At 28.1% G+C, this 21,041-nt stretch carries 21 protein-coding genes; 8 read left to right on the forward strand and 13 right to left on the reverse strand.

Features of this window, described 5'->3' with window-relative positions; all coding sequences use genetic code 11:
- Positions 1-25: 25 nt before the first annotated feature.
- Both CNZW441b_RS00870 and CNZW441b_RS00875 read left to right on the forward strand, forming a co-directional pair.
- Complete coding sequence (locus CNZW441b_RS00870; protein WP_216681421.1) at positions 26-1,999, forward strand: methyl-accepting chemotaxis protein; 1,974 nt, start codon at positions 26-28, stop codon at positions 1,997-1,999.
- Positions 2,000-2,177: 178 nt separating this feature from the next.
- On the forward strand, positions 2,178-4,148 hold the full coding sequence (locus CNZW441b_RS00875; protein WP_244985446.1) for a methyl-accepting chemotaxis protein: 1,971 nt from the start codon (positions 2,178-2,180) through the stop codon (positions 4,146-4,148).
- Positions 4,149-4,517: 369 nt separating this feature from the next.
- Here CNZW441b_RS00875 and CNZW441b_RS00880 read toward each other — a convergent pair whose 3' ends face one another.
- Together CNZW441b_RS00880 and CNZW441b_RS00885 are read right to left on the reverse strand one after the other, a co-directional pair.
- The gene (locus CNZW441b_RS00880) at positions 4,518-5,894 is read right to left on the reverse strand and encodes a hemolysin family protein (RefSeq protein ID WP_216681423.1); all 1,377 of its coding nucleotides are present in this window, start codon (positions 5,892-5,894) and stop codon (positions 4,518-4,520) included.
- A gap of 79 nt (positions 5,895-5,973) precedes the next feature.
- Positions 5,974-7,146: a putative transporter gene (locus tag CNZW441b_RS00885; protein WP_216681424.1), complete on the reverse strand. Its 1,173-nt coding sequence runs from the start codon at positions 7,144-7,146 to the stop codon at positions 5,974-5,976.
- Positions 7,147-7,275: 129 nt separating this feature from the next.
- Between CNZW441b_RS00885 and CNZW441b_RS00890 the strand changes: the two genes are divergently transcribed.
- Complete coding sequence (locus CNZW441b_RS00890; protein WP_216681425.1) at positions 7,276-8,481, forward strand: saccharopine dehydrogenase family protein; 1,206 nt, start codon at positions 7,276-7,278, stop codon at positions 8,479-8,481.
- 11 nt (positions 8,482-8,492) lie between these two features.
- On the opposite strand, the gene CNZW441b_RS00895 is transcribed toward CNZW441b_RS00890, so the two are convergent.
- From CNZW441b_RS00895 to tupB, 4 genes are all read right to left on the reverse strand, one after another.
- Positions 8,493-9,185 (reverse strand): class I SAM-dependent methyltransferase, encoded by a 693-nt coding sequence (locus CNZW441b_RS00895; RefSeq protein WP_216681426.1) that lies wholly within the window; start codon positions 9,183-9,185, stop codon positions 8,493-8,495.
- Positions 9,186-9,253: 68 nt separating this feature from the next.
- Entirely contained in the window at positions 9,254-9,916 is a 663-nt protein-coding gene (sodB, locus tag CNZW441b_RS00900) for a superoxide dismutase [Fe] (RefSeq protein WP_131163949.1), read from the reverse strand.
- Positions 9,917-9,988: 72 nt separating this feature from the next.
- Positions 9,989-10,933, reverse strand: coding sequence for a tungstate ABC transporter ATP-binding protein TupC (gene tupC / locus CNZW441b_RS00905; protein WP_216681427.1), 945 nt, complete (start codon positions 10,931-10,933; stop codon positions 9,989-9,991).
- Positions 10,934-11,620 (reverse strand): tungstate ABC transporter permease TupB, encoded by a 687-nt coding sequence (gene tupB, locus CNZW441b_RS00910; protein WP_216681428.1) that lies wholly within the window; start codon positions 11,618-11,620, stop codon positions 10,934-10,936.
- A gap of 92 nt (positions 11,621-11,712) precedes the next feature.
- Between tupB and tupA the strand changes: the two genes are divergently transcribed.
- The 4 genes from tupA to cydB all read left to right on the forward strand — a co-directional run bounded on the left by tupA (position 11,713) and on the right by cydB (position 15,663).
- On the forward strand, positions 11,713-12,522 hold the full coding sequence (tupA, locus tag CNZW441b_RS00915) for a tungstate ABC transporter substrate-binding protein TupA (protein WP_216681429.1): 810 nt from the start codon (positions 11,713-11,715) through the stop codon (positions 12,520-12,522).
- 237 nt (positions 12,523-12,759) lie between these two features.
- The gene (locus CNZW441b_RS00920; RefSeq protein WP_131163957.1) at positions 12,760-12,996 is read left to right on the forward strand and encodes a DUF4492 domain-containing protein; all 237 of its coding nucleotides are present in this window, start codon (positions 12,760-12,762) and stop codon (positions 12,994-12,996) included.
- Entirely contained in the window at positions 12,989-14,539 is a 1,551-nt protein-coding gene (locus CNZW441b_RS00925; RefSeq protein WP_131186923.1) for a cytochrome ubiquinol oxidase subunit I, read from the forward strand. Before CNZW441b_RS00920 ends, CNZW441b_RS00925 begins: the two co-directional genes overlap by 8 nt.
- The gene (gene cydB, locus CNZW441b_RS00930; RefSeq protein WP_131163944.1) at positions 14,539-15,663 is read left to right on the forward strand and encodes a cytochrome d ubiquinol oxidase subunit II; all 1,125 of its coding nucleotides are present in this window, start codon (positions 14,539-14,541) and stop codon (positions 15,661-15,663) included. The genes CNZW441b_RS00925 and cydB overlap by 1 nt, the downstream gene beginning before the upstream one ends.
- A gap of 329 nt (positions 15,664-15,992) precedes the next feature.
- Here the strand turns inward: cydB and rplQ are convergent, their stop codons facing one another.
- From rplQ to infA, 7 genes are all read right to left on the reverse strand, one after another.
- Positions 15,993-16,346, reverse strand: coding sequence for a 50S ribosomal protein L17 (gene rplQ / locus CNZW441b_RS00935; RefSeq protein ID WP_131163943.1), 354 nt, complete (start codon positions 16,344-16,346; stop codon positions 15,993-15,995).
- Between the two features lie 3 nt (positions 16,347-16,349).
- Positions 16,350-17,363 (reverse strand): DNA-directed RNA polymerase subunit alpha, encoded by a 1,014-nt coding sequence (locus CNZW441b_RS00940; RefSeq protein WP_131163942.1) that lies wholly within the window; start codon positions 17,361-17,363, stop codon positions 16,350-16,352.
- A 12-nt stretch (positions 17,364-17,375) separates the two neighbouring features.
- Positions 17,376-18,002 (reverse strand): 30S ribosomal protein S4, encoded by a 627-nt coding sequence (gene rpsD / locus CNZW441b_RS00945; RefSeq protein WP_131163941.1) that lies wholly within the window; start codon positions 18,000-18,002, stop codon positions 17,376-17,378.
- Between the two features lie 27 nt (positions 18,003-18,029).
- Positions 18,030-18,422 carry a 30S ribosomal protein S11 gene (gene rpsK, locus CNZW441b_RS00950; protein ID WP_131163940.1) on the reverse strand — a complete coding sequence of 131 codons (393 nt, stop codon included), beginning with the start codon at positions 18,420-18,422 and terminating at the stop codon, positions 18,030-18,032.
- A 9-nt stretch (positions 18,423-18,431) separates the two neighbouring features.
- Positions 18,432-18,797: a 30S ribosomal protein S13 gene (gene rpsM, locus CNZW441b_RS00955; protein WP_131163939.1), complete on the reverse strand. Its 366-nt coding sequence runs from the start codon at positions 18,795-18,797 to the stop codon at positions 18,432-18,434.
- 2 nt (positions 18,798-18,799) lie between these two features.
- Complete coding sequence (gene rpmJ, locus CNZW441b_RS00960; RefSeq protein WP_131163938.1) at positions 18,800-18,913, reverse strand: 50S ribosomal protein L36; 114 nt, start codon at positions 18,911-18,913, stop codon at positions 18,800-18,802.
- A 160-nt stretch (positions 18,914-19,073) separates the two neighbouring features.
- Entirely contained in the window at positions 19,074-19,292 is a 219-nt protein-coding gene (infA, locus tag CNZW441b_RS00965; RefSeq protein ID WP_004275892.1) for a translation initiation factor IF-1, read from the reverse strand.
- Positions 19,293-19,397: 105 nt separating this feature from the next.
- Between infA and CNZW441b_RS00970 the strand changes: the two genes are divergently transcribed.
- The gene (locus CNZW441b_RS00970; RefSeq protein ID WP_216681430.1) at positions 19,398-21,029 is read left to right on the forward strand and encodes a multidrug ABC transporter permease/ATP-binding protein; all 1,632 of its coding nucleotides are present in this window, start codon (positions 19,398-19,400) and stop codon (positions 21,027-21,029) included.
- Positions 21,030-21,041: the final 12 nt, after the last annotated feature.

Below are 21,041 nucleotides of genomic sequence, written 5' to 3' on the forward strand. Positions count from 1 at the left end.
CTTGATTCAATTAAGGAGTTTTAACATGAGTTTGAAATTTAAAGTTTCTTTAGTTGCAAATTTAATTGCAATTTTTTGCTTAGGTTTGCTTGGGATTATAACTTATATTTTTGTTCACAAGACTATATATGATGAGATTGTAGCTGCTGAAATAAATTATATTAAAGTGGCAAAAAATTCTATGGTAAATTTTTCAAAGAATAATTCCGATACTCTTGAAAATTTCGCAAAAAGAATTTTATCATTTTCCTATGACCAACTAAACAATCAACAATCTTTAATGGAAAATATAGGAGATGATTTAAAACTATTAAGAGAAGCTGGAGGATTTTTAGCAGCTTATATTGCTCAACCAGATGGAGAGCTTGTTGTAAGTGATACAGATTCTGATGCTAAAGGAAAAAATTTTGGCACTTATGGAAAAGCTGATAATTATGATGCAAGAACTAGAGATTATTATCAAGAAGCTTTAAAAACAAATGGAATTTATATAACTCCTTCTTATATTGATGTAACATCAAATCTTCCTTGTTTTACTTATTCAAAAGCTCTTTATAAAGATGGTAAATTTATAGGAGTTTTAGCTATTGATGTTTTAGTAGAAGATTTACAAAAAGAATTTGAAACTAACCCAGGAAGAACTTTTGTTTTTGATAAAAATAATAAAGTTTTTGTCTCAACAGATAAAGAGCAATTAAAAGAAGGTTATAATGTAGATCAAATTGCAAATATTGCAAAAACAAAAGCTGATTTGGAACCTTTTGAGTATCAACGCACTAAAGATAGTTCTCAAAGATTTGGAATTTGTACTAGAATTGGAGATTATACAGCTTGTATAGGAGAGTCATTAGATGTGATAAAAAGCTCTGCAAATAAAATGGCTTATATACAAATAGTAGTTGTTATTGTGATGATAGCAATAAGTATTATATTGCTTTATATTATCCTTTCTAAGCTTCTCTCCCCACTCACCACTATCCAAAATGGTCTTAACTCATTCTTTGATTTTATTAATCATAAAACAAATAATGTATCAACCATTAATATAAAAACAAATGATGAATTTGGTCAAATATCAAATGCCATCAATGAAAACATACTCCAAACTAAACAAGGTTTAGAACAAGATAATCAAGCAGTAAAAGAAAGCGTAGGAACAGTTCAAGTAGTAGAAAAAGGAGATTTAACTGCAAGAATTACTGCAAATCCTAGAAACCCACAATTAATTGAACTTAAAAACGTTCTTAATAAACTCTTAGATGTTTTACAAGAAAAAATAGGTTCTAATATGAATGAAATCCAAAGAGTATTTAATAGTTATAGAGCCTTAGACTTTACAACAGAAGTAAAAGATGCTAAAGGTGCAGTTGAAGTAACTACAAATGCCTTAGGACAAGAAATTATTAAAATGTTAAAACAAAGCTCTGACTTTGCAAATTCTTTAGCAGATGAGAGTGGAAAACTTCAAACTGCAGTTCAATCTTTAACAAATTCTTCTAATTCTCAAGCAGCTTCATTAGAAGAAACAGCAGCAGCATTAGAAGAAATTACTTCTTCTATGCAAAATGTTTCTCAAAAAACAAGTGATGTTATCACTCAAAGTGAAGAGATTAAAAATGTAACAAGTATAATAGGTGATATTGCAGATCAAATCAACCTACTAGCACTTAATGCTGCAATAGAAGCAGCTCGTGCAGGAGAACATGGACGAGGCTTTGCTGTTGTTGCTGATGAAGTTAGAAAACTAGCTGAGAGAACTCAAAAATCTCTAAGTGAGATAGAAGCTAATACTAACTTACTTGTTCAATCTATCAATGATATGGCTGAATCTATAAAAGAACAAACTACAGGTATTACTCAAATCAATGAAAGTGTAGCTCACATAGATCAAACTACTAAAGACAATGTTGAGATTGCAAATGAATCAGCACTTATTTCTAATACAGTAAGTGATATAGCAAGTAATATACTTGATGATGTAAAGAAAAAAAGATTTTAATATACTAGAGAGCTAAGGCTCTCTAGAAAATAAATAAAATATCAATCTTTCATCAGATTTTTTTAACTTCTTATATTTTTTTCTTACTAAAATTTTTTAAATATGGAATTAATAGATTGTTTTTTATTATATAATAACCACATTTATTATTTTTATTTTGAAGGATTTTTAGATGAAAATAAGCAGTGTTAAATTTAAAATCTCTTTAATAGCTAATATTGTAGCTATTGTATGTTTGATTGTTTTAGGTATAGTTACTTTTTATTTCTCTAAGGAAGCTTTAGGTAAAGCAGAGTTAAAGTCCCAAAGTAATGTATTAAAAGTAGCTCAAGAGTCTATTATCAATTTTCAGAAAAATAATTCAAAAACTCTTAAGAATTTTGAGAATAGAATCTTAAAACTTTCCTATGACCAGCTAAATAACCAACAATCTTTAATGGAAAATATAGGAGATGATTTAAAGTTCTTAAGAGAAGCTGGAGGATTTTTAGCAGCTTATATCGCACAACCAGATGGAGAGCTTGTTGTAAGTGATACAGATTCTGATGCTAAAGGAAAAAATTTTGGCACTTATGGAAAAGCTGATAATTATGATGCAAGAACTAGAGATTATTATCAAGAAGCTTTAAAAACAAATGGAATTTATATAACTCCTTCTTATATTGATGTAACATCAAATCTTCCTTGCTTTACTTATTCAAAAGCTCTTTATAAAGATGGTAAATTTATAGGAGTTTTAGCAATTGATGTCTTGGTGGAAGCTTTACAAAAAGAATTTGAAACTAAACCAGGTAACTCTCTTTTATTTGACAAAAATAATCAAATTTTTATTGCTACACAAAAAAAACTTTTAGATTCCTCTGTAGATCATACTCCAGTAATCAATGCTTATAAGGAAAATGGAGATTATAAATTCTTTTCTTATAATTTAAAAGAAGAGGAAAGATTAGGTATCTGTGCTAAAGTTTCTGAGTACACTATATGCAGTACAGAAAGTGCACAAGTAGTTAATGAGCCAGTTACAAAAATGGCCTTTATTCAAACAATAGTAGTTATTATAATGATAGCTTTTGCTTTAATATTTTTATATCTTGTTAATAATTATTTCTTATCCCCACTCACCACTATCCAAAATGGTCTTAACTCATTCTTTGATTTTATTAATCATAAAACAAATAATGTATCAACCATTAATATAAAAACAAATGATGAATTTGGTCAAATATCAAATGCCATCAATGAAAACATACTCCAAACTAAACAAGGTTTAGAACAAGATAATCAAGCAGTAAAAGAAAGCGTAGGAACAGTTCAAGTAGTAGAAAAAGGAGATTTAACTGCAAGAATTACTGCAAATCCTAGAAACCCACAATTAATTGAACTTAAAAACGTTCTTAATAAACTCTTAGATGTTTTACAAGAAAAAATAGGTTCTAATATGAATGAAATCCAAAGAGTATTTAATAGTTATAGAGCCTTAGACTTTACAACAGAAGTAAAAGATGCTAAAGGTGCAGTTGAAGTAACTACAAATGCCTTAGGACAAGAAATTATTAAAATGTTAAAACAAAGCTCTGACTTTGCAAATTCTTTAGCAGATGAGAGTGGAAAACTTCAAACTGCAGTTCAATCTTTAACAAATTCTTCTAATTCTCAAGCAGCTTCATTAGAAGAAACAGCAGCAGCATTAGAAGAAATTACTTCTTCTATGCAAAATGTTTCTCAAAAAACAAGTGATGTTATCACTCAAAGTGAAGAGATTAAAAATGTAACAAGTATAATAGGTGATATTGCAGATCAAATCAACCTACTAGCACTTAATGCTGCAATAGAAGCAGCTCGTGCAGGAGAACATGGACGAGGCTTTGCTGTTGTTGCTGATGAAGTTAGAAAACTAGCTGAGAGAACTCAAAAATCTCTAAGTGAGATAGAAGCTAATACTAACTTACTTGTTCAATCTATCAATGATATGGCTGAATCTATAAAAGAACAAACTACAGGTATTACTCAAATCAATGAAAGTGTAGCTCACATAGATCAAACTACTAAAGACAATGTTGAGATTGCAAATGAATCAGCACTTATTTCTAATACAGTAAGTGATATAGCAAGTAATATACTTGATGATGTAAAGAAAAAAAGATTTTAATATACTAGAGAGCTAAGGCTCTCTAGGGTTAATTTATAAACAATGAAATTTAATTTAGGATATATAATTTAAAAAAAATAGTATAAAAATCATACTCTAAAAATTCATCTCTCACATTAACTCCTTATTACCGCTTACAATAGGATAAGTAAAAATATCTTCATTTTTTAAACATTTAATCTTTAATTTAAAAAATGTTGGCGAAATTTATATTGACTCTTAAGCTTCATTAGAAAAAAATAGTAACATTAAAAAAATCGTTTTTATAGAAATACTTCTTATTTTATAATTTTTTATAAGCTTTGTTTTATGGTAAATACGTTTAATTTAATATTTGATAAAGAGTTTAAGATAACAAAAGATGATTTATTAATCATCTTTATATTTTTTAGTAAGTTTTATTTGCTCTATAGAGTTGCCATTCATTTTTTGAACTTCATAGTAACAAAGTTCATCTTCAATTTTTTCTCCAACTGAAGGTAAATGCCCTAAAAGATTAAAAACATATCCTCCAATAGTTACTTGTTCTAAATCTTCATCGTATTTTATTTCTAAAAGTTCTTCTACCTTTTCTATATCACATCTACCCTGAAATTCGAAAACATTTTCAGCGAGTTGTTTATAATTATCTATTTCTTCGTTTTCGCTTTTAATTTCTCCTATAATCTCTTCCATGATATCTTCAATGGTTAAAATCCCAGCTGTTCCACCGTATTCATCAATTACTAAAGCGGTATGAGATCTTTCTTTGTTCATCATAACAAGAACTTTTGAAATACTGATATTTTCAGGCACAACTACAATTGGTTTTACAAAATTATCTAAATTTTTATTATTTTTTAGATTTTCGTTTTTATTTATAAGTTCGTTTTGTATAATATCTCTAATGTGTATTATTCCTAAAATTGTATCTTTTGATCCGTCTATATAAGGAAATCTTGTGTGTTTATGTTCGCAAATAGTTTGAATATTTTCAGTATAACTTTTTTGTTTATTTAAACAAATCATATCTTTACGTGGAGTCATAATCTCTTTGGCTACTGTATCTGAAAAATCAACCGCGTTACGTATTATTTCTGTTTCAAATTCATCTAAAACACCACCTTTTTGACTTTCACTTGCTATAATTTTAATCTCTTCTTCAGAATGGGTTAGATCATATTCTTTAGCTGGTTTAATACCAAAAGCTTTTAAAGTTAAAGCCGCAAGGAAATCAAATATCTTAATAAAAGGTAAAAATAATGTCCAAAATAAATGTAAAGGTTTTGCTATCCAAAGCACTGCTTTATCTGCTGTTGCTATAGCTATACTTTTAGGCACTAATTCTCCTAAAACTACATGCAAAAGAGTGATAATGCTAAAAGCTATAATAAAAGATATAGTATGAATTAATACTGAATTAAATCCAAGTTTTAAAAGAGGTGTTTCCAAAATTTTGGCTATGGCTGGTTCACCTATCCAACCAAGAGCTAATGAACTTAGAGTAATACCAAGTTGACAAGCACTTAAATAAGTATCAAGTTTTGATGTGATATCCAAAGCTTGTTTAGCGTTTGCTTTTTTATCTTTTACATATTCTTCAAGTTTTGATTTTCTTACTTTGACAATACTAAATTCGGATAAAACAAAAAAACCATTTAAAAATACTAAAACAATTGTGATTGAAATCATAAATATAGAATAACTTGCGTCAAAAGATGTTTGAGATAAGGTTTTATTTAAGTCTAAAATTTGACTGGGGTCCAATGAAACTCCTTATAATTTAAAATAAATATTTAGGAATTATACATTATTAAAAGTAAAATTTTAGCTTAAAATATTTTGCTTAGCTATAAGAAATATTTTTTTCAAATTCATTTAAACGTTTATAAATACTTCTAAGCTGAGTAATTGTTGTCCAATTTTCTATAAAAACACTAAAAGAAGTCCTTACTTGATCAAAAGCATTATTTATTTGCATCACAACACCCAAACCAATAGCACCAGTAAAAAGACTAGGAGCTATAATTAAAAAAGGAACAATAACCAATATTTGTTTAAACAAAATAAGCCAAATATTAAAGTATCCATAATGCAAAAAAAGTCTATGATAGTTAAATTTTAATCCTATAAAAAGTTCGATCATTGTTTCGTTTTTGGCGTATTGTTTTCTATTATCTTCTGCAAAGACTAATTCTTTTCTAAAAGCAGCTTCTGCTTTTTGGTTGTTATATTCAAGTCCAGGAAGTTTGATGCCTATAAACCAAGAAATTATAAGTCCACCTAAAGAAATTAAAAGCGCTATATAAACTAAAAATCCATCTAAATTAACTAAAAAATAAAATAAAGAATCTTTTGATAGGTTTTGAGATAAACTATGAGAAATTTGATCACTTAAAGTCCATAAAATAGGTATAAAAGCAATGAGGGTCATTAAAGCTTTTATAAAAGCCAAGCCAAGTTGTTCTACTATTTTAGAAAAATTATAAATATCTTCTTGAATTCTTTGAGAGCTTCCTTCTATATTATCATCTTTTTGCTTCCAAAATTTTAGATAGTCAAAAGTCATAGCTTCACGCCATTTAAAAGCATAAATACTTGCAAAATAAATATTAATCGTTGCTATGATCACATAGGGTAGGGCAATACATAAGAATATAATAATCAAAGAATAAAAATCTTTAATGTCATAACTTGTCTTTATTTCTATATTTTTTATCCCAAAAAACTTTTCTAAAAGAAACTGATAATAATAAATTGATGCCTTATTGATTAAATTGGCTTTTTCTAAATTTTGCTCTGCTAGCTTGGTTGCTTTTTGAATTTCTTGATCTGAAAAAAATGATATTTCATTAGAGCTTTGAATTTTTGGCTTTTGTAAAGCATTGTAAAAATTTTGATACCATTCATTAATGGCAACATTTAAGGTTATTTGTAAATATAAAAATAATAATAATAAAAATAAACCAGAATATGCCCAAAGCATCCATTTTTTAGAAAGGAAAAATGATTTAAACATCTTAAAACTTTGTAAAATTAATTTTTAGTATAATACTAAATTATATTTTTTTATTTTAAATCATATATAAACTATTAAGATTTTATATGAATTTTGACTTGTAAATTTAAATTTTTAAGGATAAATATAATGGCAAACCTTTTAATTATTGGTGCAGGTGGGGTAAGTCGTGTAGCTACTGTAAAATGTGCAATGAATTTGGATACTTTTAGCAAGATTACTTTAGCTAGTAGAACAAAAAGCAAATGTGATGAAATTGCTGCTTTTATTAAAGAGCGTTTAGGGGTAGAGATTGAGACTGCACAAATTGATGCTGATGATAGTGATGCAGTTGTAGAACTTATCAAAAAAACAGGAGCACAAATTTTGCTCAATGTAGCTTTACCTTATCAGGATTTAAGTTTGATGGATGCTTGTATAAAAGCTGGAATTCATTATATTGATACAGCAAATTATGAACATCCTGATGTGGCTAAATTTGAATACAAAGAACAATGGGCAAGAAATGATAAATTTAAACAAGCAGGAATTTTGGGTCTTTTAGGAAGTGGATTTGATCCAGGTGTAACTAATGTTTTTTGTGCTTATGCGCAGCAAAATTTATTTGATGAAATTTCTTATATAGATATTTTAGATTGTAATGCAGGTGATCATGGCTATGCTTTTGCAACTAATTTTAATCCTGAAATCAATTTGCGCGAGGTTTCTGCAAAAGGGCGTTATTGGGAAAATGGAAAATGGATAGAAACGGATCCTATGGAGATTAAGATGGAGTGGGACTATCCTGAAGTTGGGGTTAAAGATAGCTATTTGCTTTATCATGAAGAGCTTGAAAGTTTGGTTAAGAATATAAAAGGTTTAAAAAGAATTCGCTTTTTTATGACCTTTGGGCAAAGCTACTTAACTCATATGAAATGTCTTGAAAATGTTGGAATGCTAGGTATTAAGCCTGTAATGCATCAAGGTAAAGAAATTATTCCTATAGAATTTTTAAAAACTCTGCTTCCTGATCCTGCAAGTTTGGGACCGCGTACTAAAGGATATACAAATATAGGTTGTGTGATACGTGGAATCAAAGATGGCAAAGATAAACAAGTTTATATTTATAATGTTTGCAATCACGAAGAATGTTACAAAGAAACTGGAGCACAAGCTGTAAGTTATACTACTGGAGTACCTGCTATGATAGGAGCAAAACTTGTTGCTCAAAAGATTTGGCAAGGAAAAGGTGTATTTAATATGGAGGAATTTGATGCTAAACCTTTTATGGAAGAACTTAATTTACAAGGTCTTCCTTGGAAGATTATTGAAATGACTCCAAGTTTAGGAAAGTAAGTGTTTAACACTTACTTTTGTCCTATGTAAATAAAATGCTCTACGCTACCTTCAAAATTATGCAAATTGATTAATTCATAATCTCCCCAAAATAAAGGTTTAAAAGGTTTAAAATCTTCTTTTAATTCTTCTATATTTTTGGTAAAACGTATGTATGAAGAACCACTCAATCTTCCGCTTGGACATTTTTTTACTTCACGTAGTCCATTATCCATAAGTTCTCCTCTTTCATACATGCTATAGCCTTTATCACTCATCATGGTTGCAAATATAATAGCTCCATTATTACACAATTCATAAAATTCTTGTATAGTCTCTTTGAAAGCTTGTTTTGTAAGATAATACAAACTTTGATTTGCGAATATAAAATCCATTTTTACATTAAATAAATTTTTAAAGCTAGAATTAGGAGTTATAATATGAAAATTTTTAGAATTTAATAAAAGATCTTTTTCCCAAATATTTTTTAAACTAGGAACTATATCAATGCCATAAGGCTCAATACCCCCCCCCCCAGTTATATTTTTAAAATACTTAGAATGCACGCCATTTCCGCAACCAAAATCTAATAAATTTCCACTTGTTTTATGGAGTTTGTATTTTAAGATTCTTTCGTAAAATCTTATGACATGACCATCAGGATATTGTAATCCATAACCTTCTTCTTCGTATTTTTGGGTATATGCTAATAAAGAATTATCCATTTTATTCCTTTATAATGAATTTCGACAACTTAAGTCAAAATTCATTATAACGTAAAAAAAGATAAAAATTACTTTACAGGATGAAGTTCATTAGCATAAAAACTAACTGATGCCATACCTTCTTTTAAAGCCCACTCATAAGCTTTTGAAACAAATTCCCAGTTAATATGAGCATAAAATTTTTCTAAGTAAGCAGGACGCGCATTACGATGATCTATGTAATAAGCATGTTCCCAAACATCTACAACAAGTAAAGGAATTTTATCTTCAGTTATTGGTGTAGCAGCATTTGAAGTAGCTGTAAATTCTAGTTTTTGATTTTTGGTATTGTAAACTAACCAAAACCAACCAGATCCAAAAACCCCTGTAGCACCTTTAATAAATTCAGCTTTAAAATTATCTAAAGATCCAAATTCTTTTTCTAAGGCTTCTTTTAATTTTGCATCTAGGCTTTCACAATTTCCTCCACATCCACAACCAATTTTTGGTTTTATGCAATCAAAATAGAAGTCGTGATTATAAACTTGTGCTGCGTTATTAAAGATTCCTCCGCTTGAAGTTTGAATAATACTTACAAGATCTTTGCCTGCAAATTCAGTATCTTTTATAAGATTATTTAAATTTGTAACATAAGTATTATGATGTTTTCCATGATGATAGTTAAAAGTTTCGCTACTTAAAAAATCTCCAAAAGCGTTAATATCATAAGGCAATTTTCTTAATTCGAACATAGTTTCTCCTTTGTTTTTATTTTCATAATAAATTGTAACATAAATTAATTAAAAAGAGTAAAAAGGTCTTTTTTATATGAAATAAATAGCTTCTTCATTAAAGCTTAGCTCTATATTTTGATAGAGTTTTAATGGAAGTTTTTGGAATTCTTCATTTTTTAATGCAAATTCTAGAATCTTATTTCCAGAAGTTACTCTAATAAATACAAATTCTTTTTTTATTCTTAAAGCAATAATCTTTGCTTTTTTGATATGAAATTCTAAATGATTGCCTAATTTTATTTTATAAGGATTTATGGCTATTTTTTGTGCTTTTGTTTTAAAATAAAGCAAATTTGAAAATTCTATAATATTTTTATCTAAATCAAAGATATTGATATTTTCAAATTCTAAAATTTTTCCATCATGCAAATAAAATTTAGTTTGCGCTAGGTCATCTGAAAAATTTTTATCGTGACTCACTATAAGAAAGCCGTTTTTTCTTTCTTTTTGAATTTCTAATAGAGCTTTTTTAAAAAGAAACAAAGTATTTTTATCCAAAAATGCGCTAGGTTCATCTAAAAGATAGTATCTAGCTTTTATACTTAAAGCTATAGCTAAAGATATTTTTCTTATTTGTCCAGAAGAGAGCTCATAAGTATTTTTTTTTAATAAATTTTTATCAAGATCTAGTAATTTTAAAGCTTTTTGAATACTTTCGTCCCAATTTTCTTTTATGCCATAAGTTTTTAGTGCAAAGTAAAAATTGTCTTTTACATTGCGATTTAGAAGTATAGGATCAGGAAGTAATAAATAAATACGTCTTTTTTCTTCAAGTGAAAGTTTGTTTTTTCCAAAATAAGTAATATTTCTAGAAAAGTCTCCTTCTAAAAAGGCAAGTATTCTTAAAAGTGTGCTTTTCCCGCTCCCATTTATTCCAGTTAAAATACTTATTTTTTCGGTATCAAGATTAAGATTATTAATATTTAAAATCATTTTTTCTTTATAAAAAAACTGAAGATCTTTTATGCTTATCATTTAATCTCTTTTGAGTTTATGAATGATAAAATTTAAAAAGAACGAAAGAGTAATAAGAACTAAAGCCAAAGCAATACCTCTTGCAAATTCTCCTTTGCTTGTTTCAAGGGAAATTGCTGTTGTGATTGTTCTTGTATCGTATTTTATATTCCCTCCAACCATCATAGCAACTCCAACTTCAGCTACAATGCGTCCATAAGCTAAGGCAACGATACTAATTAAAGCAAATCTTAGTTCATATATAATAGTTAAAATAAGCCTTATGGAGCTTAAATGAAAAGACTTAATAAGCAAAAAATGTTTTGGATTCATATTTTCAATTAAATTTGAAAAAAGCGCTATGATTATAGGTAATGCTAATACAAATTGTCCTAAAATTAAAGCTTTTGTTGTAAAAAGTAAATTTAAATTTCCTAAAGGCCCTTTATAAGAAATAAAAGCATAGATAATTAACCCTATAGCAACAGTTGGAAAAGAAAGACTAGTATTAATTAAAAGCTTAATGAAACGTTTTAATTTAAAATCAAAAAATCCTAAAGCAAATCCTAAAGGAAAGCCAACTAAAAAAGCTAAAATGATTGAAATAGTAGAACTTAAGAGAGTTGTATAAATAGCAGAATAAATACTTTCATCTCCACTAAAAAGCAAAAATATACTCTGTTTTAAACCTTCTAAAATATAATCCACACAAAAGCCTTATAAAACCTTTTTAATATTAAGTAATTTTAGCATAATTATGCTAAGATAAAAATATTTATTTAATTAAGAAGGAAATTTCAATGAAAAAGTTACTTTTTTTATGCGTATTAATATTTAATATTCATGCTGTAGAACTTAAAATGGCAACTACAACAAGTACAGATAATACAGGTTTACTCGATGCTTTAAAACCTCTTTATGAAAAAGAAAGTGGAAATACTCTTAAATGGGTTGCTGTTGGAACTGGTGCTGCTTTAAAACTTGCACAAGATTGTAATGCAGATGTTGTTTTTGTACATTCTCCAAAAGTGGAAAAAGAATTTGTTGCTAAAGGTTTTGGTATAGATAGAACCCCTTTAATGTATAATGATTTTATTTTAATTGCTGATAAATCTTTAGCGCCTTTATTTAAAAATAAAAACTTAAAAGAAAGTTTAGAGCTTATTAAAGATAAGCAATTAACTTTTATTTCAAGAGGGGATAAATCAGGTACAGATAATAAAGAAAAAAGTCTTTGGAAAAATTTAACAGGTGAAATTCCTGAAAAACAAGCTTGGTATCAACAAAGTGGCCAAGGGATGTTAGCTTCTATTATGATAGCTGCAGAGAAAAAGGGTATTATTTTAACAGATCGTGGTACTTATATTAAATATGAGGCAAATGAGAAGAATAATCCAAGCTTAGTCATAGTTAATGAAGGGGACAATAATTTAAAGAATTTTTATTCTATTATAGCTGTAAATCCAAAACATTGTAAAAATGTCAATTATAAAGAAGCGAAAAAATTTATTAAATGGATAAGCAGTGATAAAACACTTAAATTTATTGGTGATTTTAAATTGCTAAATAAACCTTTGTTTATTGTTGATGCAAAAACAAGAAAAGAATAGTTTTTGGATTTGACTTAACTCCAAAATATAATATAAATAAAGGATAATTATAAATTAAAATTATCCTTTATAATTTTAAATATAATAAAAATAATCATTTAATAATTTCTGCAATATATTTATTTTTTCGAAATAGAGCGATGCTTTTTTAAAATATTTATTTAATATTAATTTAAAACAAAACATACTAAAATAGTCCCTTTTAAAGTCATTCATTTTAGGTATAAGGTGTTTCTTATTTTTAAACGTTTTTATTCTATTTTAATTAAGATATTTTATTTTTATAAAGATGGATTTAAAAGTTTAACTCTTGGAAAAACTTTATGGAAAATTATCTTCATTAAACTTTTTATTATTTTTGTTGTTTTTAAAATTTTTCTTTTTGACATTAATTTTAATTCTATCTTTAAAAGTTCTGAAGACAAGAGTAATTTTGTATTTAAAAATTTATTAAAGGAAAATATTAATGAGTGAATTAACTAGTGTTGATTGGTCTAGGGCTCAATTTGCTTTAACAGCACTTTATCATTTTTTATTTGTGCCCTTAACTTTAGGACTTTCTTTTATTATTGCGATAATGGAGAGTATTTATGTAAAAACAGGGAATGAAGTTTGGAAAAAAATCACAAAATTTTGGCTTTCTTTGTTTGCTATAAATTTTGCAATCGGTGTGGCAACTGGTATCATTATGGAATTTGAATTTGGGACCAATTGGGCTAATTATTCTTGGTTTGTAGGTGATATTTTTGGTGCTCCTTTGGCAATAGAAGGTTTAATGGCATTTTTTCTAGAGGCTACTTTTTTTGCTGTTATGTTTTTTGGATGGGATAAAGTTTCAAAGAAATTTCATCTTTTTTCTACGTGGTGTGTAGCTATTGGAAGTAATTTAAGCGCTTTTTGGATTTTAGTTGCTAATGCTTGGATGCAATATCCAGTAGGTATGAAATTTAATCTTGATAGTGCACGAAATGAGATGGAAAATTTTTTCGAAGTAGCATTTTCTCCAGTTGCTGTTTCAAAATTTTTGCATACTATAGGAAGTGGTTATGTAATTTCTGCACTTTTTGTTATAGGAATTTCAGCGTGGTTTTTGCTTAAAAAAAGGCACAGATTAGAGGCTAAAAAAAGTCTTGTTGTGGGAGCTAGTTTTGGTTTAATATGCTCTATTTTTTTATTTTTTAGTGGAGATGAAAGTGCTTATCGTGTAACCCAAACTCAACCAATGAAACTTGCTGCTATGGAAGGTGTTTATCAAGGAGAACATAGAGCTGGTATTGTAGCTTTTGGAATCTTAAATCCTAAAAAACAAATTGATAATAACGAAAGTGTATTTTTATTTAATATTAGCATTCCTTATGCTTTATCTATTTTAGGAAATCGCGATCCTAATAGTTTTGTTCCTGGTATTGAGGATTTAATCTATGGCAATGAAGCTAAAAATATAGAGCCTATGCAAAATCGTATTGATAGAGGTAAAATTGCAATTAAAGCTTTAAAAGATTATAAATTTGCAAAAGAAAATAATATAACTGATTTAAAACAATCAAGCCAGATTTTATTTGAGCAAAATTTTAAAGATTTTGGTTATGGATATTTAGAAAAACCTGAAGATACTATCCCTCCTATTGCTTTAACTTTTTATAGTTTTCATATTATGGTTGGGCTTGGAACTTTCTTTTTCTTGCTTTTTATCGTTGTTCTTTACTTGACTATGGCTAATGATATTGAGAAATTTAAAAAGATACTTTGGATTTGTGTTTTTTCTATACCTCTTGGATATATTGCAGCAGAAGCAGGATGGATAGTAGCTGAAGTTGGAAGACAACCTTGGGCTATACAAGATCTTATGCCTGTAAGTATTGGTGCAACACATCTTGGAAAATTAAATGTGCAAATTTCATTTTGGCTTTTTGCTTTACTTTTTACAGCACTTCTAATTGCAGAAATTAAAATAATGCTCACTCAGATTAAAAAAGGATTTGATGCACATCAAAATCATATAAAGGAGGCTAAATAATGTTTTTTGGCTTAGAGCTTTCTCATTTGCAAATTTATTGGTGGGTCATTATTAGTTTGCTTGGCGGTTTTTTAGTATTTATGTTTTTTGTACAAGGTGGTCAAACTTTAATTGATGAACTTTCAAAAAGTGAAGTTGAAAAAACAATGCTTGTAAATTCTTTGGGAAGAAAATGGGAATTAGGATTTACAACTTTAGTGATGTTTGGAGGAGCTGCTTTTGCTGCTTTTCCACTTTTTTATAGCACTAGCTTTGGAGGTGCTTATTGGGCTTGGCTTAGTATATTGTTTTGTTTTATTCTTCAAGCTATTTCTTATGAGTATCGTAAAAAAGATAACAATCTTTATGGTTCTAAAACTTATGAGTTTTTTCTAAAAATTAATGGATTTTTAGGAGTATTTTTAATCGGTATTGCGGTAAGTAGTTTTTTTAGTGGATCTCATTTTAAGCTTAGTGAGTATAATTTTGTTCTTTGGGATCATCCTTTGCGTGGTTTAGAGCTTTTATTTAATCCTTTAAATTATCTGCTTGGCTTTGCTTTGGTTTTTTTAAGTAGAATACTTGGTGCAGCTTATTTCATGAATAATATTAAAGATGATGAGATAAAAATGCGTTGTGTGCGTAAAATTTATATTAATACGTTCTTGTTTTTACCATTTTTCATAGCTTTTATTGTATGGATTTTTTTAAAAGATGGATTTTTTATAGATGAGCAAAAAATTGTTTCTATGAAATCTAATATTTATCTTTTGAATTTTTTAAATTATCCTTTGTTTTTAATATTTTTTATTTTAGGAGTTTTATTGGTTCTTGCGGGAATTTTTCAAGCTCTTAAAAAATGCACTAAAGCCATTTTTACTTTAGGCATTGGTGTTATTCTTGTTGTTTTTAATTTATTTTTGAGCATAGGACTTGGAGATAGTTCTTTTTATCCATCCATAAGTCATTTGCAAAGTTCATTAACATTGGAAAATGCAAGTTCAAGTTATTATACTTTAAGTGTAATGTCTTATGTTTCTTTACTTATACCTTTTGTTTTGATTTATATCATATATTCTTGGAGAGCAATGGATAAAGTTAAGATTACAAAAGAAGAAATTTCAAATAGTGATCATATTTATTAGGAGAAAAGCTATGTTTCATGCGTTATTTTTGTTAATTTGGCCTTTAGTGATATATTTATCTTATAAATTTATTTTGTTAAATATAAATCAACTAGAAAAAGATAAAAAACTATAAAGTATTTTAAAAATATAACGATATAGTAATTGAATCTTTTCAAAATATTGCTTAAGACCTTTGAAATATAAGGTCTTTTTTCTACTTTATATTTTCATCAGCGATTATAATGTTAAATTTGTTTATGAAACACAATCAAATTACAAAAGTAAAATTAAATGTTAGTATAAAAATAAAAGAATTGATATTTAGAGAAGAGCTTAAGCTTTAAAGCTTAAGCAACGAATTCTATAAAAGCCATCTCAGCTGCATCGCCACGACGAATTCTAGTTTTGATTATTCTAGTATATCCACCATTACGATCTTTAAATTTAGGTGCAATTTCTGTTACTAATTTATTTGTAGCAAGTTTATCTTGTAAGCTTGCAAAAACAATTCTATGAGCATTAAAATCTCCAACTCTTGCACGTGTAATTAATTTTTCTATGTAAACCCTAAGTTCTTTTGCTTTTGGTAGAGTTGTTTCTATTTTATTATTATTTACAAGAGCTATAGTTAAATTCTTAAGTAAAGCAGCACGATGAGATGATGTTCTACCAAGTTTTCTATATCCGTGTTTATGTCTCATTTTTTATCCTTCATTTTGTGCTTTTAGTTCATTAATTTTTTTTCTAAGAGCTTCTTTATTTTCATTTAAATTTGAAGTTCCTACAGGAAAACCTATATTTTCCATAATATTTTTAATTTCATCTAAAGATTTCTTACCAAGATTTTTTAAACCTGCTAATTCATTAACACTCATTAAAGCAAGCTCCCCTATATACACTATCCCAGCTTTTTCAAGGCAATTATAGCTTCTAGCACTTAAATTAAGCTCTGTAATATTTTGCAATAATTTTGTATTTTCTATTTCATTATTTGAATTTTGACTTTTAATCACATTTCTTACATTAGTGATTTTATCAAATACTGATAATTGTTTATACATAGCCTCTAAAGCATTTTGAAAAGCTTCATTAGGGGTGATTTGTCCATCTGTTTTTATTGTAAGAACAATTTTCTCATAGTCTGGATTATCTTCAAATAAAACTTTTTCTATATCATAAGTAGCCTCTCTTACCGGTGTAAAGAAAGCATCCAGAGCGATAAATTTAGGATCATTTAAAAGTTCTTTGATTTCTTCGCTTGGAACATAGCCTATACCTTTTTCTATGATAAGAGTAAATTTAAGCTCTGCATCTTCATTGATAGTTGCTAAATAAGCATCAGTATTAACAACTTCTATTTTGTCATTGCTTAGATCTTTTCCATAGATTTCTTTAGGGCCATTGAAGCTAAATTCTACTATTTCTTTATTGGACTCACCTTTAATTTTAAAACGAAGTTTTTTAAGATTAATAATAAAAAGTGCAACATCTTCAAGCATTCCACGCATACTATCAAATTCATGGGATACTCCATCAATTTGAATTGCTGTTGGAGCATAGCCTATAGTGCTTGTATAAAGCAAACGACGTAAAGGATGAGCCAGAGTAATACCATAGCCAATTTCAAAAGGCCAAGCACTTATTTTAGCCATATTATCACTAATATTTTCTATGGCAAATTCTGTTGGCGTATAAGCAGATGTAGTGATATTTCTCATATTCAGCCTTTATTATTTTGAGTAAAGCTCAACAATATATCTTTCCTCTACAGGAATGACAACTTCTTCTCTCTCTGGATTTCTTGTAAAAATTCCAAATCTCTTATCTTTTTCAACATCAACCCAAGCCACTATACCTGTTTGAGAAGTAAGTTCTAACGATCTTGAAATTTGAGGATTATTTTTACTTTTTTCAATAATTTCAATTTTAGCTCCTGCTTCAACGCGGTAACTTGGAATATCTACTCTTCTACCATTAACTAAAATATGTCCATGTGTTACAAGTTGCCTTGCAAAACGACGTGTAGTTGCAAATCCCATTCTATAAACAACATTATCAAGTCTTTGTTCTAGAAGTTGAATAAGTAAAACCCCTGTATTGCCATCACGTCTAGCAGCTTCATTGAACAATCTTCTAAATTGTTTTTCGCTTACTCCATACATAAATTTAGCTTTTTGTTTTTCTCTTAATTGGAGCCCGTATTCGCTTATTTTACCTTTTTTTGCCCCATGTTGTCCTGGTCCATAAGGACGTTTATCAAGAGCACTTTTTCCTGCTAATCTTCTTTCCCCTTTTAATGCCAAACTGACACCAAAACGTCTTTCTAGTTTTTCTACTGGTCCTCTATATCTTGCCATACTAATTTCTCCTAAATTCTTTTATTTTTAGACACGACGACGTTTAGGTGGTCTACAACCATTATGCGCTAATGGAGTTATATCTTTAAAGAAAGTTACTTTAATTCCCTCCATTGCACCAACACTTTTAACAGCAGTTTCTCTACCGCTTCCTGGCCCTTGCACCTTAATACCCACTTCTTTAATCCCGTGTTCTTTTGCTTTATTTAATGCGTCTTCTACGGCTTGTTGTGCAGCGTATGGAGTTGATTTTTTAGAACCTTTAAAGCCAAGTCCTCCAGCACTGCTCCAAGCAATAGCATTTCCCATTTCATCCGTTACTGTAACCATAGTATTATTAAAGGTCGCACTAATATATACAATACCTTTAGCTATATTTTTCTTAACAACTTTTTTCTTAACAACTTTTCTTTTCGCCATTTTTAATCCTTATGATTTTGCACCAACAGTTTTTCTTTTACCTTTGCGTGTTCTAGCATTTGTTTTTGTTTTCTGTCCACGAACTGGTAAGCCTTTTCTGTGTCTAAGACCTCTAAAACTTCCTAAATCCATTAGTGCTTTAATATCCATAGCAACTTGTTTTCTAAGATCCCCTTCAACTACATAGTTTTCTTGAATCTCTTTGCGGATAGCTGCTGCTTCATCTTCGCTCAACTCATATACTCTTTTATCATATGAGATACCTGTTTTATCTAAAATTTTTCTTGAGCTAAAAAGCCCTATGCCATAGATATAAGTTAATCCATACTCAATTCTCTTTTTTTTTGGTAAATCTACACCTGCAATACGAGCCATATTTATCCTTGTCTTTGTTTATGTTTTGGATTTTCGCAAATAATGCGGACAACGCCTTTACGACGAACTACTTTACATTTGTCACATATTTTTTTGACTGAGGGTCTAACCTTCATATCATCTCCTTAAATAAATTCCACTTAACTTTGCGAAAGCGTATTAGGTTGAGAACCAACTGTTTTCAAAATAAGTGGGACTTTGAAAACACTTCTTTTCATAGCTGAAAGCTTCGCAAAGCTATAATTTTAGCTGAAAATAACTTTTAAATAGCTTAGATTATTTATATCTAAAAGTGATACGTCCTTTATCTAGACTATAAGGAGTGAGTTCGACTTTAACTCTATCGCCAGGCATGATTCTTATATAGTGCATACGCATTTTTCCAGCGATATGACAAAGAATTATGTGTTTGTTATCAAGTTCAACCTTAAAATTTGCATTAGGTAAAGCTTCAATTACATTTCCATCAATTTCAATAACGTCATCTTTTGCCAATTTTTTTCCTTTTATTTTTGTTTGAAGAAATATTATTCTATACAAATAATGCTTAAAAATTAAATTTTTATTTTATATAATATTAATAAAACTACTGGAGTTTTAATGTCTTTTATTATGGAATTATTGAAGCAAAATAAATTAAAATTTTTATCTTTTTTGATTTTTAGTTTTTTTACAAGTATTTTAGGTGTTCTAACTTTAGTATTTATTAATGAATATCTTTTAAAAAGTAAAGAAAATGTTCCCATTTTTTATTTTTTAGCTATTTTGTTTGTTTTTTTTGCTAGTTCTTTTTTTGTTGAATTGTCTCTTAGTATTTTTGGGCAAAATTTTATTTTTAAAATGCAAAGACGTTTGGTTAAGCAAATTTTAGATAGCTCTTTAATTTCTATTGTGGAAGTAGGTAAAGCAAGGCTTTTAGCATCTTTAAGTTCTGATGTTAGAAGTATTTCTTTTGGTATCTTGCGCTTACCTGAGTTTTTACAAGCTAGTATTTTAATACTTTGTACTTGTTTTTATCTTTTTTATCTTTCTCCTCAAATTTTTTTACTTTCTTTTGTATGGATTATTTTTGTTTTTATCAGTAATCATTTTTTGATGATGAATGTGTATAAATATTTTAGAAAAGCAAGAGAAAATGACGATTTATTGCAAAATAATTATCAAAATATTTTAGATGGGCATAAGGAATTAAGTATCAATACTTTTAGAGCCAAGTATTATTATGAAAATGAGTTTGAGAAAAATGCAAAAGAAAAACGAAAAAATAGCATTATAGGAAATATTTTAAATAATTTTTCTAATAATTGGACCAATATTTCTTTGCTTGCTTTGGTTGGAGTAGAATTTTATTTGGCTATTAATTTTAAATGGAGCAATCTTGAAGATGCGGTTACGATAGCTTTATCTATACTTTTTTTAAGAACTCCTTTAATTTCTATGATAGGCTCTTTTCCTACTTTAATCTTAGCAAAAATTGCTCTTGATAAAATTTCAAAATTAAAATTAGATGATTATAAAAATACTTTTAACCTAAGTGTAAAAAAAGAGAAGTGGAATCAAATTTGTTTTAAAAATGTTAGTTTTTCTTATAATAATCAATTCATACTTAAACCCGTAAATTTAACTCTTTATAAGGGTGAAATGGTTTTTTTGATCGGTAAAAATGGAAGTGGAAAATCAACCTTTAGTATGCTTTTAAGCGGACTTGTCAAACCTCTTAGTGGAGCAATTTATTTAGATGATGAAAAAATAAATTCTACTAATATTTATGAATACAGATCGCTTCTTAGCGTGATTTTTAGTGATTTTCATCTTTTTACTCAAACTTTGAGTAAAGATAAATTTGCAGATAGTGAAAAAATAAATTTTTGGCTTCATTTTTTAGAGCTTAAAGATAAAACTGAAGTAAAAAATAATCACTTAAGTTTTACAAAACTTTCTACCGGACAAAGAAAACGTTTAGCAATGCTTATAGCTTTGCTTGAAGAAAGAGATGTTTTAATTTTAGATGAATGGGCAGCCGATCAAGATCCTGTTTTTAGAAAATTTTTTTATCATAAACTTTTACCTCTTTTAAAAGAACAGGGTAAAACAATCTTTGCAATTACTCACGATGATAAATATTTTGATGTAGCTGATAGAATTTTTTTAGCTAAAGAGGGCGAAATTTCTGAGCTAAAAGGGCAAAATATAAAAGAAATAGCAAAAGATATAGTAGAAAATTTTACTTAAGCTTGATATATC

It is taken from the genome of Campylobacter novaezeelandiae (assembly GCF_018968685.1).
Classification (GTDB): domain Bacteria; phylum Campylobacterota; class Campylobacteria; order Campylobacterales; family Campylobacteraceae; genus Campylobacter_D; species Campylobacter_D novaezeelandiae.